We start from the raw sequence: 14,527 nt of genomic DNA, 5'->3' as shown, positions 1-14,527 counted from the left end.
CTGCTGCATCCATGTTTAACACCGTATGCGCCAAACCTGCAGCCAGGGCCGTCTGATTCGCCGGAATACACCATCATGGACATATATTTTCAGCCGCTGTCTTTCTTGACCGAGGCACCCGACCCCAACCGTCTCTATATCGGTCAGTACGATCCGAGCCTGGTGGCGCTTTCCATCGCCATCGCGGTGTTTGCCGCCTATATGTCACTGCTGGTGGTGCAGCTTTCCGAACAGGCCGCTCCCGGCCGCAGCCGAAGAATGCTGCTGATTCTGGGCGGTGTTGGTTTTGGCGTCGGTATCTGGTCGATGCATTTTATCGGCATGCTGGGGTTCTCCCTGCCCTGCAATATCAGTTACGGACCCTGGACTACAGCCCTGTCGATGGTGCCCGGTGTCCTCGCCGGTATTTACGCGCTGCGCTTCATCACCTCAGGACATTCAAGAAAGCGCGACCTGCTGCTGGGCGGTACCCTGTTCGGCGGCGGTATCGGCCTGATGCACTTTACCGGCATGGCAGCGATGCGCATGGACGCCTATCTGCGCTACGACCCAGGTCTCTTTGCGCTCTCCATCCTCGTCGCAGTGCTGCTCTCAATTTCCGCTTTCTGGCTGCGTACCGGGGTACTCGGGCAGCTGCGTTTGCCGGGGCAGATCAGCCTGCTGCTCTCCGCCCTGGTACTGGGCCTGGCCGTATCGGGGATGCACTACACCGCGATGACCGCGGCCTATTTCGAGATCGGCGACCTGAGCCAGACGGTAAGCAACGGCTTCGATCCGGTTACCCTGTCGCTGGTGATCGGTCTGGCCGTGTTCATCATGATCGGCATGATGCTGATTACCGTGCACCGTGAGAGTCAGGCGCGCTTCGAGAGCGCCGGTCGGATCAGTGAGCTGCTGGATGAGATAAAAGGCCGTGAGGTGCTGCTGACCGGCCTGGTGGAATCGACCCCCGATGCCCTGTTCACGGTGGACAAAAGCGGTCGCATACAGGTGGCTAACCGCCGCGCCAGCGAGCTGTTCGGCTACACCAAGGAAGAGTTTATCGGTCGGGATATCAGCATGTTGCTGCCCGAACGTCTGCGCAGCGGACACGCCACCCACCTGACCAGCTTTTTTGAAGCTCCCAAGGCGCGGCAAATGGGCAGCCAGACCTCCTCGCTGTTTGCTGAGGACAAACAGGGGCGCGAGTTTCCTATCGAGGTGGCGCTATCGCCCTATGAAACCGCCGACGGGCTGATGTGCATCGCCATCCTGCGCGATATCACCGAGCGCAAGCTGGTGGAGCGTGAGCTGGTTAACGCCAAACTGGCGGCCGAGCAGTCAAGCCGGGTGAAAAGCGAGTTTCTCGCCACCATGAGCCACGAGCTGCGCACGCCGATGAACGGCATCATCGGCATGAATACGATGCTGCTGCAAAGCAGCCTGAGCAAGGAACAGCAGGAGTTTGCGCACACGATTCAGCACAGTGCCGACGCGCTGCTGGTGCTACTCAACGATATTCTCGATATCTCCAAGATCGAGGCGGGCAAGCTGGATATCGAGCAGATCGATTTTGACCTCTACACACTGCTTGATACCTTTGCACAAACACTGACCCTGGCGGCCGATCAAAAAGGGCTGGCGTTTAACCTGTCGGTCTCCGCCAAGGTCCCGCAGCACCTGTGCGGAGACCCGGGCCGGCTGCGCCAGATACTCAACAACCTGGCCGGCAACGCCATCAAATTCACCGAAGCGGGACAGGTGCAGATAGATGTTGAATCGCTGCAAACTGACAACGACAGCATCCTGCTGAAGTTTATCGTCAGCGACAGCGGTATCGGCATTCCCGAGTCAAAGTTCGACCGCCTGTTCCAGCAGTTTTCCCAGGTGGACTCATCGACCACGCGCACCCACGGCGGTACCGGACTGGGCCTTGCGATCTGCAAGCGACTCAGCGACATGATGGGGGGCGATATCGGCGTTGAGAGTGAGCAGGGCAAGGGCTCCCGTTTCTGGTTTACCGCCCGCTTCACCCTGAGCCAGCAGGTTGTTGTCGATACCCTGGATACAGCGCCTCAACGGCCTGCAGAACCGCACTTAGAGCCCGATCCAGAACCACAATCAGGGCCCACACAGGGAAGTGCTGCCGTGCAGACCGGTCCTATATCGGAGGCCGGAGAGCAGATATCGCCGCCACAGCTACTGCTGGTGGAGGATAACCTGATCAACCAGAAGGTTGCCGTTGGCCTGCTAAAAAAACTGGGCTGCCAGGTGGATGTGGCGAACAACGGCCAGGAAGGGGTCGAGGCGCTGGAGCAGAAGCACTACGACCTGGTGTTTATGGATATGCAGATGCCGGTGATGAGCGGGGTCGAAGCCACCCGGGCGATCCGGGCGGCGCGGGACAAGGCCTACTGCCAGATCCCGATTGTCGCCATGACCGCCAACGCCATGGAGGAGGACCGCCAGGCCTGCATGGACGCCGGAATGAACGACTTCCTGACCAAGCCATTGTCAGTGCAACGTATCAGCGAAGCCCTGAATCTGTGGCTCGAGCTACCGCCACCACCCTGATGCCGCGGGCCAGAACCCGCGGCATCAAGATCAGACCGGCTTAAGCCGGGATACCAGCAGAGCGACGACGGCACTGGCGAGAGCAAGCGCTGCGGACAGGTAACCGATATTGGCCACACCCCAGACAGAGATGGCGACGCCACCGATCATCGCGCCGAGCGCTATCCCGGCATTCGCCGCGGAAACATTGATAGTGCCCGCCAGGGCCTGGGCCCCCGAAGCCGCTTTCATCACCCGAACCTGACAGAGCGGATAAAGCGCCGTGTTGGCGATCCCCCAGACACCCAGCGCCAGGGCGAACCACAAGGGAGCTTCCACCAGCGCCATGCTCCCGGCCATTCCCAGCGCCAGCAGCAGGCAGAATAGCGCGGTACTCAGCAGTGGCTTCTGGTCCACCCAGAGACCACCCAGCCAGTTACCAAACAGACCCACAGCGCCAAACCCCATCAGCCACCAGCCCACCTGGCCAGAAGCGATGCCGGCGGAGGATTCGAGCACCTCGGCCAGATAGGTGTAACCGGCAAACATCGCGGTAAACACCAGCACCGACAGCGCCACGTTACCGAGGAAATAGGGATCTTTAAGAATACGCGCCTGATGCGAGGCCGCCACGCGCTCGTTGGCCTTCACCGCCGGCATGCTCAGGTAGATCAGCAGCGCAATCAGCAGCGACAGCACCGCAAGCAGTGCAAAGGCACCGCGCCAACCGATGGCATCGGCGGCCAGGGTGCCCAGAGGAATACCCAGCAGCATGGCCGCGGAGATACCGAGATACACCTGGGATACCGCCCTGCCCGCCCGCTCGGGGCCGGCGATCTGCGCCGCAGTCTCGCTGGCCGTCCCCCAGAACAGCGGCAGTGCCATCGCCGGGATCAGACGCGCCAGAGAGAGCACCCAGATATTGGGCGCGACTGCCGCCAGCGCATTGGCGCCGGTAAACAGCAACAGGATGGCGATAAACAGCTTCTTGCGGTTCACGTGCGCCAGAGCGGCGGTCAAAAAGGGGCCGCAGAGCATCACCACAACGGCAAACAGCGTCACCAGCTGCCCGGCAGTGGCCACGGAGATACCCAGATCCCGGGACAGCGCCGGCAGCAGACCGACAATCAAAAACTCCGTGGTGACAATAACGAACGCCGCCACCGCAAGAATAACGATAGATAACGCATTGCCGTGGGACGCATCACCCTGCGCCGGGACTTCGCCCTCCAGCGCACGACTTGTAGACATGGTACGAAACTCCTTAATTGAGCGGCCTTACACGAGAGGTCTTAAACGAGACGCTTAATGCCTGGCGTCTGAAACGACATAGCTAGCTGATTTGCGGGCTGAATGATTTAAAGCTGAGTGTTTTGAAGGCTTAGCTGCGTGATGACTAAAAAATTTGCGCCTATTCTATATTGGATATACCGTCTACTCTTCGATGTTATTTCCTGACTATTCTGGAATTTAATTCCACCCATACCGATCATGAGATCTTCTGAACGCCTGAAAGGCCTGGATACCTTTGTCACCGTGGCGGATGCCGGCAGCTTCACCGCTGCGGCTGAAAGGCTGAGCCTAACCAACTCCGCGGTGGGCAAAGCGGTGGCAAGACTCGAGGAGCGGCTGCAAAAGCAGCTGTTCGACAGAACCACACGTCGCCTGGAGCTGACCGATGCCGGCCATGCCTTTTACCAGGTCTGCCGGCGAGTGCTGGATGAGGTCGAAGAGATAGAGCACCGTCTGGCAGCCGCAGAGCCGATCCCCTCGGGACGCCTCAGCATCGGCCTCCCCTCCACCTTCGGACGGCTGCAGGCACTGCCGGCACTGCTGGAGTTCGCCGAACAGCTCCCCCAGGTCAGGCCGCAGATCTCCTTTACCGATCGCTTTGTCGATCTGGCCGAGGATGGTCTGGACCTGGCGGTAAGAATCGGCGGCAGCGATTCCTGGCCCAGCTCCGTCGGACACAGCTATCTCGGCCATGAGGAGCTGATCTTCTGCGCATCGCCCGGCTTTCTTGCGCGCAATGGCACGCCCGAGACTCTCGAGCAGCTGCTTGAGCTCGATGCCGTGCTTTACGCCCGGGGCGATGGCAGCGTCGGTCCCTGGCGGATCAGGGGTGAGCATTCGCGGGTATCGCGGCAACAGGTGGAAGGGCGTTTAATCGTCGGCGAGGCCGAGGCGCAGGTGGCGGCCGTCGAGGCGGGTATGGGAGTTGCGCAACTGGCCACCTGGCTGGTGGAGCCGCAGATCAGCAGCGGCAGCCTGGTACCGATTATGCCGCAGCTGGCCATCGAGGGATTGCCGCTGCATATCGTCTGGCAGAAAAACCGAGAACATTCGGTGAAAGTGCAGGCGTTAATTACTCACCTGGAGGCCAGCCTGAGAATCCGGCCAGAAACTACACAGGAAGCTACACAGGAAACTACACAGGAAGCCACACAGCCCTCCTGAACAACCTGCATTTCAAGGCAGTGCTGTCCAGGAGAGCTGCGCGCTGGATCACTCCACGGTAACGGACTTGGCCAGGTTACGCGGCTGATCCACATCGGTGCCCTTGAGCACCGCCACGTGGTAGGAGAGCAACTGCAGCGGCAGCGTATAGGCGATCGGCTCCAGCAGCGTCGGGATTGCCGGCAGGCGGATCACCGAGATGCCATCCTGCTGCTTGAGGCTCTGATCCTGTCCGGCAAAGACGAACAGCTCGCCACCGCGGGCGCGCACCTCCTGCAGGTTCGCCTTGAGCTTGTCCAGCATGGCGTTGTTCGGCGCCACGGTGACCACCGGCATATCCTTGTCCACCAGCGCCAGCGGCCCATGCTTGAGCTCGCCGGCCGGGTAGGCCTCGGCGTGGATGTAGGAGATCTCCTTGAGCTTCAGCGCGCCCTCCATCGCTACCGGATATAGGGTGCCACGGCCCAGGAACAGGGCGTTGTGTTTCTCGGCAAAGGCCGCAGACATCGCTTCGATCTCAGAGTCCAGCGCCAGCAGCTTTTCCAGCAGCTCGGGCAGCTGCTGCAGCTCGACCAGGATCTGCTGCTCACGCTCGGCGCTGAGGCCGTTACGACGCCCCAGCGCCAGGGTGGTCAGCATCAGCGCCACCAACTGGGAAGTAAACGCCTTGGTGGACGCCACGCCGATCTCGGGGCCTGCATTGGTCATCAGCGACAGGTCGGACTCGCGCACCAGGGAGCTGCCCGGCACGTTGCAGATCGCCAGGGTGCCGATCACCCGGTCCTTCACTTCACGCAGGGCCGCCAGGGTATCGGCGGTTTCGCCGGACTGGGACAGGGTCAGCAGCAGCGTCCCCTGAGGCATCACCACCGGGCGGTAGCGGAATTCGCTGGCCACCTCGACGCGACAGGGAATGCCCACCAGCTGCTCGATCCAGTAGCTGGCGATCATACCGGCGTGGTAACTGGTGCCGCAGGCGATGATCTGCACCTGTTTCACCTGGTCAAACAGCGCGCCGGCCTCGCTGCCGAACGCCTGCTCCAGCAGGTGTCCCTTGTTGATACGGCCTTCGAGCACCGCCTTCATCACGGCGGGCTGCTCGTAGATTTCCTTGAGCATGAAGTGCTTGAACTCGCCCTTCTCGGCGCTGCCGGCACCGTGCTCGAAACGGCTGACGGGGCGCTCCACCGGATGGTTGGCGCTATCCCAGACGCTGATCTTTTCCGGTGTCAGGCAGGCGATATCGCCATCTTCCAGGAACATGAAACGGTCGGTCACCGGCAGCAGCGCCAGCTGATCCGAGGCAATAAAGTTCTCGCCGATACCCACGCCGATCACCAACGGGCTGCCCTTGCGGGCGGTGAGCAGCTGATCCGGATAATCCATATGGATAACGCCCAGGGCGAAGGCACCCTCAAGCCGCGCCATGGCGTTGCGCATGGCATCCAGCAGCGTCTCGCCGGAGCGCACCTCGCGGTCGATCAGGTGCGCAACGACTTCGGTATCGGTTTCGGAGCTGAACTGGTAACCCGAGTCGATCAGCTCCTCCTTGAGGAGCTCGAAGTTCTCGATAATGCCGTTATGCACCACCGCCAGACGCTCGCCGGACATATGCGGATGGGCGTTACGCTCAGCGGGGGCACCGTGGGTGGCCCAGCGGGTGTGGGCGATGCCCAGGGTGCCTTTGAGCGGATGCTGTTCCAGCCCCTCGGCCAGCGCCTGTACCTTGCCGATACGGCGTACCCGCTCGATATGGCCCTGATCCCAGAGCGCCATACCGGCGGAGTCATAACCGCGATACTCAAGGCGGCGCAGTCCTTCCAGCAGGATTCCCGATACCTGGCGCGCAGCAACGGCGCCTACGATTCCACACATCTGATCTGCTCCTTAGCTGCGCTTCTGCGGCCGTTTCCAGCCCTGAATATTCTTCTGTTTGCCACGGGCCACGGCCAGCTCCTCGTCATCCACCGGCCGGGTGACCGTTGAACCAGCGCCCACGGTGGCGCCTTTGCCGACGCTGACCGGCGCCACCAGCGCGGTGTTGGAGCCGATAAAGGCCCCATCGCCGATCTCTGTCAGGGATTTATTGACGCCATCGTAGTTGCAGGTAATGGTGCCCGCACCCACATTCACGTCCCTGCCGACCCTGGCATCGCCGACATAGCTGAGGTGGTTGATCTTGCTGCCCTCGCCGATCACCGCTTTCTTGGTTTCGACGAAGTTGCCGACCTTGGTACGCTCGGCCAGCTCTGTGCCGGGACGCAGACGGGCAAAGGGCCCTACGCTCGCCTCGGCACTGACAATGGCGCCCTCGACAATGGAGTTCGCCTCGATCCGGGTGCCCGGGCCGATACGGCTGTCGATGATCACGCAGTTGGGGCCGATATGAACGTTCTCGGCCAGCTCGACCTTGCCCTGGAACAGGGTATTAATATCGATAAAGCAGTCCGGCCCCACTGTCACTGAGCCGCGGATATCGACACGGGCGGGATCGGCCAGGGTCGCGCCGTCAGCCATCAGGTTTTCAGCCTGGTTGCGCTGGTACCAGCGCTCCAGAGCAGCCAGCTGGGAGCGGTTGTTGACGCCCTGCACCTCCTGCTCATGCTGCGGCTGGATCGCCTCGATGCGCACGCCGCTTTCCGCCGCCATGGCGATCACGTCGGTGAGGTAGTACTCGCCCTGGGCGTTATCGGAGGAGAGCAGCGGCAGCCATTCGTGCAGGTAACGCGCTGGCAGCGACAGGATACCGGTGTTCACCTCGCGCACCGCGCGCTGTGCTTCGCTGGCGTCCTTGTGCTCGACAATGGAGGTGACCTCACCCACATCATTACGCAGGATACGGCCGTAGCCGGTGGGATCGCCCAGGGTGACGGTGAGCAGCCCGAGATGCCCACGGGCGGAGATGTGCGCCAGCGCATCCAGGGTTTCGGCGGCGATCAGCGGCACATCGCCGTACAGCACCAATACCTGGCTCTCTTCATCGATCTCAGGCATCGCCTGGGCCACCGCATGGCCGGTACCGAGCTGCTCGGCCTGCAGGGCAAAGTGAAGTGGCTGGCCCGCCAGGGCTTCACGCACCCGGTCGGCGCCATGACCGACGACCACATGATGGTGTACATCGCCTTCCAGAGCGCGGGCGGCATCGATCACGTGCTGCACCATCGGCTTACCGCCGACCGGGTGCATCACCTTCGGCAGGGAGGATTTCATTCGACTGCCCTGGCCCGCCGCCAGAATCACAACATCAATTTTCATCGGTTTTCCTTTTCGTGGGTCGATCTCCACATTCACTCAAAAATCCAAGCTTCGACCCAGTATTCTCAGTTTGACCGCAATTTACAGAATGCGCAGAATCGTTCCAATAGCTTTTGTCATAGGAAAATTGACAAAATGGATCAGGAGATCTTCGCCCAGCTCGGCCTCGACGCGCGCTCCGTCGCCATCTACCGTGCACTGCTGGCCCTCGGGCCAAGCGCCATACGTACTATAGCCGAACGCGCTGGCGTCAATCGCGGCACCACTTACGAGTGCCTGAAAGCGATGCAGCAGCAGGGTGTTGTCACTTATCTACCGAAAGGACGGCGACGTTACTTCAGCGCCCGCGAACCGGAGGTGCTGCTGCAGCTGGCCGAAGAGAAACAGAAGCGGCTCGAGCTGGCGATGGGACAGCTGAAAAGCCGGATCATTCCCGATCTGCATCACCTCAAACCCGACTTCAGCGCCGCCAACGTACAGTTTTTCGAGGGCGACGCCGGTATCGAGCAGGTGCTGCGCGATATCCTCAATCGTGTCAGCGCACAAGAGAATCCGGTCTACTCGGTCTTCTCATCAAAGCCGATCCGGCCGCACCTCTACCGCCCCTTTCCCACCTTTACCGCCCAGCGGATCGCCCGCAATATCCGGGTGCGCGTTATCGCCATCGGCGATGGCGGTGAAAGTGCCGAACTGTCGGAGCGTAAATGGATCCGCACCGAGGGGCCGGTGGATGCCGCCTATATCGCTATCTACCCGCCCCGCTGCGCAATCATCTCGCTGGCCTCGGACAACTACCCCACCGCCGTGGTGATCGACTCACGGGAGGTGGCCGCGGCCCAGCAGATCGTCTTCGATACCCTCTGGCGCCTGCTCTAGCACTTCGCAGCGACTGTCTCAGCGCGGCTGCTGCCAGCTGTTGTCGGCGGGCGTGTAGGTCTGGCGCGCCTCGACGATGCCGCCGTGGTTCGCTTTCGCCCAGTCCACCAACTGCTGCATAGGCACCAGAAAAGAACTGCCCAGCTCGGTCAGTGCGTATTCCACCCTGGGCGGCACCTCGGCATAGAGTGTGCGGGTGACAAAACCATCCTGCTCCAGCCGTTTCAGCGTTTTCGACAGCATCTGCTTGGAGATATCGCCGATCTCGCGCAGCAACTCGTTAAAGCGGCGCGGCTCTCCCTGCAGCGAGTGCAGCACCAGCAGGCTCCATTGATCGCCGATACGGTCGAGTACATCGCGTATCGGGCAGGGCTGCTCAAAGTTCAGACTTTTGGAAAGGGGCATGCGTCTACCTCCTCAGAAAGGTTTATTGACGGCTTACTCTGGCCTGCGCGCGATTGCGGTTTATCCCAGCGACACAGCAGGTCAGCGCGCAGTGACCTGGTCAGGCTCGGGTGACTTCTTGTTTGCTGATCTCTACAGGCCTAAGGTTAGCCATAGGTCTACAAAATAGACTATCAAAAAACCTAGCCCTTTGTGGAGAAATACCATGTCTAATGTTGCTCTTATCGGCGCCTCCGGCAATGTCGGCAGCCGCCTGCTCAAAGAACTCAGCGACCGTCACCATAAGGTCACTGCCATTGCCCGCCATATCGACAAAATCCCGGCGCTTGCAGGCGTCAGCAGCGTGGCCGCTGACCTCAATGACAGCGCCGCCCTGGCAGAGATTCTGCGCGGCCAGGATGCGGTGATCAGCGCCGTACGTTTTCTCGATGCCGACTTTGACACCCTGTTTGCAGCGGTGCGCGGATCCGGCGTAAAGCGTTACCTGGTGGTCGGCGGTGCAGGTTCCCTGCTGGTACCCAACGGTGAACGCGTTATCGATCAGCCGGATTTCCCGGAAGAATACAAACCCGAAGCCAGCGCCGGCGCCGTCTTCTTCGATCAGCTGAAGCAGGTGGACGATCTGGAGTGGACCTTCCTGTCGCCGTCAGCGATGTTCGTGCCCGGTGAACGCACCGGCAGCTTCCGCCTCGGTAAAGACGAGTTGCTGGTCAACGAGAACGGCTCCAGCATCTCCTTCGAGGACTTCGCCATCGCTCTGGTGGATGAGCTGGAAAAACCGGCTCACCTGAAGTCTCGCTTTACCGTTGGCTACTGATCGCAGGTTTTACTAACCCGCCAGACGACGGCGCAGCCACTGGCGCAGGTTGGACTCCAACACCAGCATGCAGGGAGTCAGCAGCAGCGTCAGGAAGGTCGCAAAGGCGAGACCACCGGCGATAGCGCTGGAAAGCTGGGTCCACCACTGGGTTGAGGGAGCGCCCAGCCCCAGGCTGGGCTCCAGCAGGTTCACGTTGATGCCCAGCACCATCGGCATCAAACCGAGCACCGTGGTCAGTGCAGTCAGCAGCACAGGCCTCAGACGCAGGCAGCCGGTCTCCAGCGCCGCATCAAAGGGTGAATAACCGTCGTTGATATGCTGGTTGTAGGTATCGATCAGGACGATATTGTTGTTCACCACGATCCCCGCCAGGGCGATGACGCCCATCCCCACCATGACGATGCCGAAGGACTGCTGGTTCACCAGCAGCCCGATCAGCACGCCGGCGGTAGAGAACAGGATCGCCGAGAGCACCAGCAGCGTCTGGTAAAAGCTGTTGAACTGCACCACCAGGATCAGCGTCATCAGCAGCAGCGCCACCAGGAAAGCGCCAACAAGGAAAGTGGCCGCCTCCTGCTGATCCTCCTGCTCACCAGCTACCTCCAGCTCAACACCTTCCGGCAGATCATCCACCGCCGCTGACAGCGCCGCCAGGCGTTCATCCAGGCGGTAGCCCTCGGCCAGATCGGCTTCCAGGGTCAGTGTACGGGAGCCGTCGCGGTGATTGATGACACCGGTTTTCTGCGCCGTTTCCAGGGTGACAAACAGCGACAGGGGCACCTGGCCTCGGCTGGTGTTCAGCGTCAGCTGCCGCAGTTGATCCAGGGTGCGTTTATCTCGCGGCAGGCGCACGCGGATATCCACCTCATCATCGGCGTCCGCCGGGCGGTAGGTGGTCAGCAACAGTCCCTGGGTTACCAACTGGATAGCGTTACCGATACTGGCCACATCGGCACCGAAACGCGCCGCCGCCTCGCGGTCCACGTTCAGGCGCCACTCGATGCCCGGCAGGGTGCGGTCATCCTCAATATCGATAAAGCCACCCAGCTGCTGCATCTGCGAGCGCACCTGGTCCACGGCTCGGGAGCTGGCTTCGCTGTCGTTGGAGACAAAATGCAGCTGCACCGGCTTGCCCTCGGTGGGGCCATCCTCCTGCTTGCGAAATTCCAGACTGAGACCGGCCATATCCGCGGTTCTCTGCTGCATATCCTGCAGAATCAGGGTGGCCGGGCGGCGCTGCTCCCAGTCGATAAACTGGAACTGCAGCACACCGATCACATCCTCCTGCTGCTGGCTGTCGGCGCTGACCTGAGAGCGGGCGTAAAGCGCCTCGATCTCCGGCATCCCCATCAGTCGCTGCTCCACGCGTTGCACCAGTTCATCACGCTCATAAACCGACAGATCCCCACGGGCATGCACCAGCACTTGGGCGGATTCCGGCTCGGTTTCCGGGAAGAACTCCACGCCGTGATTGAAACGGGCATAGGTGAGGTACACCAGCAACATCACAACCAGGCTGGCCGCCAGTGCCAGCGCGGGACGCTTTAGCAGAGCGGCGAGAAAGGCGCGGTAGCGACGCGACAGGCTGTTCTGCTGCGGTGGCTTCGACGCGCCCTTGCCGCCGGCGAGACTGCCCAGCACCGGCAGAAACACCAGCGCCATCGCCAGCGAGGCCAGCAGGCAGACGATCACAGTGGCCGGCAGGTATTTCATAAACTCACCGACGATACCCGGCCAGAACAGCAGCGGCAGGAACACCATCAGCGTGGTGGCAGTGGAGGCGATCACCGGCCAGGACATGCGGATCGCGGCCTGGCTCCAGGCAGCGCTGGGGTTAAGCCCCTGCTCCCGGTTCCTGTCCGCCAGTTCGGAGACGACGATGGCGCCATCCACCAGCATCCCCGCCACGAGAATCAGCGAGAACAGCACGATAATGTTCAGCGTGAAACCGAGCAGCTGGATCATCAGCAGCCCCGCCAGGAAGGCTCCAGGGATCGTCAGCCCCACCAGCAGCGCAGGCCTTGGCCCCATCGCGATCAGCATCACCAGCAGCACCAGAATCACCGCCGTCAGCACGTTGTTGAGCAGGTCGGTGAGCAGATCCTGCACCTCGGTGGACTGATCGGTGATCGTGGTGATCTTCAGCGCCTGCGGCAGCGACGGTTCGGCCTCCGCAAGCAAGGCTTTGACCTGGTCGATGGTCTCGACAATATTGGCGCCGGCACGTTTTGATACCTCCAGTACCAGCGCCGGATCGCCGTTGAGGCGGGCGAAACCGGTGGGATCCTTGAAGGTACGGCGCACGCTGGCCACCTCACTAAAGGTCACCACCGAATCGCCATCCACCTTCACCGGCATGCTCATCAGGTCATCAAGATCGCTGATCACGCCGGGTACCTTCAGCGTCAGCCGCCCCGAGCCGGTGTCGATGCTGCCGGCCGCCACCAGGCGGTTGTTGTTGCTCACCAGCGAATAGAGGCTCGAGTAATCCACGCCGTACCCGGCCAGCACCTGCGGATCCACAGTGATCTCCAGAAGATCCTCGCGGTCACCGCCGATATCGACCTCGAGCACCTCAGGAATCGCCTCGATATGGTCGCGCAGCTGCCGGGCGATGTAGACCATCTGCTCCGGCGCGATCGGCCCCGACAGCCCCAGGGTCAGTACCGGAAATTCGGAAATATTGATCTCATCGACACTGGGTTCGTCCGCTTCCGAGGGCAGATCACTTTTCACCGTGTCGACCTTGTCGCGCACATCCTGCAGCGCCAGGTCCGGATCAAAACCTGCATCGAACTCCAGCAGCACCGAGGCGTGGCCCTCGGCGGCAAAGGAGGTCATCTCCTTGATCCCCTCCAGCGAACGCAGCTCCTGCTCCAGCGGCCGCACCAGCAGACGCTCCGCGTCCTCGGGACTGACGCCGTCCAGGGTTACCGAAACATAGATATAGGGGATGGTGACATCGGGGTTGGCCTCACGCGGCAGGGTCTGAAAGGCAACCAGACCGCCGGCGATAATCAGTACCAGCAGCAGTACCGACGCCCGGGCCCGGGCGATTGCGGCTTCTATCAGGGCTTTCATCAGCGGCTTCCCTGCTCCACTCTCTCTTCAAGCGGGACCGGATGCACCTGCTGGCCCTCTTCGGCAAAACCGGCGCCCAGGGTAATCAGGCGTTCCTCTTCCTCAAGCCCGGACACCCAGGCCTGAGTCATCTCGCCACTGAGCAGTTTCACGGGGCGGAAATGAACACGGTTATCGGCATCCAGTACACGTACACCGACCTGGTTATGATCATCCAGCGTCAGCAGTGCCGCCGATAGCCGGTGCGCCTGAACCTCACCGGTATCGATGGTCATCGAGGCACTGGCACCGGCGATACGGCGGGCATCCGGGTTCTGCACGATTGCTTCGATCTGGTAGCTGCGGGTCTCCTCGTCGGCGCTGAAGGCGATAAAGTTCAGCTCGCCCTCAAGAAGGCTGCCATCGAGCAGACGCACCCTGACCTTCTGACCCAGCGCCAGCTCGGCCACATCCTGCTGCGCGACCCAGGCGCGAACCTTCAGAGTGCTGATGTCCACCAAGCGTCCCCAGCTATCACCGATACTCAGGTAATCGCCGGGATCCACATCGAGACGGTCGACAACACCGTCGAACGGCGCTACGGGACGGGTCCGGGAGAGGCCCAGACGAGCCTCCTCCAGCACCAGCTTTGCATCGGCTACTTCGCTGGCCAGGCGCAGCACATCACTGCGCGTACTGCCACCGGCATCCACCAGACGCTGATTGGCGCTCAGGTCCTGCTGTTTGTAGTGCAGGTCCGCTTCGGCCTGAGCCAACTGGGCCTTGCGTGCGTCCTGATCCAACTCCAGCAGCAGATCACCCTCGGCAACGCGGTCCCCCTTGCTTACCGGCAGCGACAGCACGCGCGCGGCCACTTCGGCACGCAGATCAACGGCGTAGTTCGGTTCAACTTGGCCCTGTATCTCCAGGGTTTTGGTGTAGGGGAGCGCGCGACTTTCGCTGAACTGCACGGAGATCAGACTGGCGGCTTCAGTCTCGGCCTGAGGCGGGGCATCGTCCCGCGCGGCTTTGATATCGAAGCGAAGCACCCACACCAGCGCAACGATGGCGATAACGGCATAGGTGAGTAATTTGAGCAGTTTCCCTTTTGCTGGCACGGCG

Annotated in this window: 10 protein-coding genes; 4 read left to right on the top strand and 6 right to left on the bottom strand. The window is 61.5% G+C overall.

Annotated features, from left to right (window positions below; genetic code table 11):
• Positions 1-75: 75 nt before the first annotated feature.
• Positions 76-2,553 carry an MHYT domain-containing protein gene (locus CLV83_RS19445; RefSeq protein WP_132296569.1) on the top strand — a complete coding sequence of 826 codons (2,478 nt, stop codon included), beginning with the start codon at positions 76-78 and terminating at the stop codon, positions 2,551-2,553.
• Positions 2,554-2,583: 30 nt separating this feature from the next.
• Here CLV83_RS19445 and CLV83_RS19440 read toward each other — a convergent pair whose 3' ends face one another.
• Positions 2,584-3,783 (bottom strand): MFS transporter, encoded by a 1,200-nt coding sequence (locus CLV83_RS19440; protein WP_132296566.1) that lies wholly within the window; start codon positions 3,781-3,783, stop codon positions 2,584-2,586.
• A gap of 240 nt (positions 3,784-4,023) precedes the next feature.
• On the opposite strand from CLV83_RS19440, the gene CLV83_RS19435 reads away from it, so the two are divergent.
• On the top strand, positions 4,024-4,989 hold the full coding sequence (locus CLV83_RS19435; protein WP_132296563.1) for a LysR family transcriptional regulator: 966 nt from the start codon (positions 4,024-4,026) through the stop codon (positions 4,987-4,989).
• Between the two features lie 48 nt (positions 4,990-5,037).
• Here CLV83_RS19435 and glmS read toward each other — a convergent pair whose 3' ends face one another.
• Together glmS and glmU are read right to left on the bottom strand one after the other, a co-directional pair.
• Positions 5,038-6,864 carry a glutamine--fructose-6-phosphate transaminase (isomerizing) gene (gene glmS / locus CLV83_RS19430; RefSeq protein ID WP_132296560.1) on the bottom strand — a complete coding sequence of 609 codons (1,827 nt, stop codon included), beginning with the start codon at positions 6,862-6,864 and terminating at the stop codon, positions 5,038-5,040.
• Positions 6,865-6,876: 12 nt separating this feature from the next.
• Positions 6,877-8,244, bottom strand: coding sequence for a bifunctional UDP-N-acetylglucosamine diphosphorylase/glucosamine-1-phosphate N-acetyltransferase GlmU (gene glmU / locus CLV83_RS19425; RefSeq protein ID WP_132296557.1), 1,368 nt, complete (start codon positions 8,242-8,244; stop codon positions 6,877-6,879).
• Between the two features lie 135 nt (positions 8,245-8,379).
• On the opposite strand from glmU, the gene CLV83_RS19420 reads away from it, so the two are divergent.
• Positions 8,380-9,120 (top strand): TrmB family transcriptional regulator, encoded by a 741-nt coding sequence (locus CLV83_RS19420; protein WP_132296554.1) that lies wholly within the window; start codon positions 8,380-8,382, stop codon positions 9,118-9,120.
• Between the two features lie 18 nt (positions 9,121-9,138).
• Here CLV83_RS19420 and CLV83_RS19415 read toward each other — a convergent pair whose 3' ends face one another.
• Complete coding sequence (locus CLV83_RS19415) at positions 9,139-9,525, bottom strand: winged helix-turn-helix transcriptional regulator (protein WP_104005408.1); 387 nt, start codon at positions 9,523-9,525, stop codon at positions 9,139-9,141.
• 205 nt (positions 9,526-9,730) lie between these two features.
• On the opposite strand from CLV83_RS19415, the gene CLV83_RS19410 reads away from it, so the two are divergent.
• The gene (locus CLV83_RS19410; RefSeq protein ID WP_132296551.1) at positions 9,731-10,342 is read left to right on the top strand and encodes an NAD(P)-dependent oxidoreductase; all 612 of its coding nucleotides are present in this window, start codon (positions 9,731-9,733) and stop codon (positions 10,340-10,342) included.
• 12 nt (positions 10,343-10,354) lie between these two features.
• Here the strand turns inward: CLV83_RS19410 and CLV83_RS19405 are convergent, their stop codons facing one another.
• Together CLV83_RS19405 and CLV83_RS19400 are read right to left on the bottom strand one after the other, a co-directional pair.
• Positions 10,355-13,426, bottom strand: a complete 3,072-nt coding sequence (locus CLV83_RS19405; RefSeq protein WP_132296548.1) for an efflux RND transporter permease subunit — start codon at positions 13,424-13,426, stop codon at positions 10,355-10,357.
• Positions 13,426-14,523, bottom strand: coding sequence for an efflux RND transporter periplasmic adaptor subunit (locus CLV83_RS19400; protein ID WP_165900362.1), 1,098 nt, complete (start codon positions 14,521-14,523; stop codon positions 13,426-13,428). Before CLV83_RS19400 ends, CLV83_RS19405 begins: the two co-directional genes overlap by 1 nt.
• Positions 14,524-14,527 lie beyond the last annotated feature (4 nt).

The sequence above is a fragment of the Marinobacterium mangrovicola genome, from assembly GCF_004339595.1.
In the GTDB taxonomy this organism is placed as follows: Bacteria; Pseudomonadota; Gammaproteobacteria; order Pseudomonadales; family Balneatricaceae; genus Marinobacterium_D; species Marinobacterium_D mangrovicola.
Note: the sequence above shows the minus strand (reverse complement) of the source record. Positions and strands in the feature narration are given on the sequence as shown.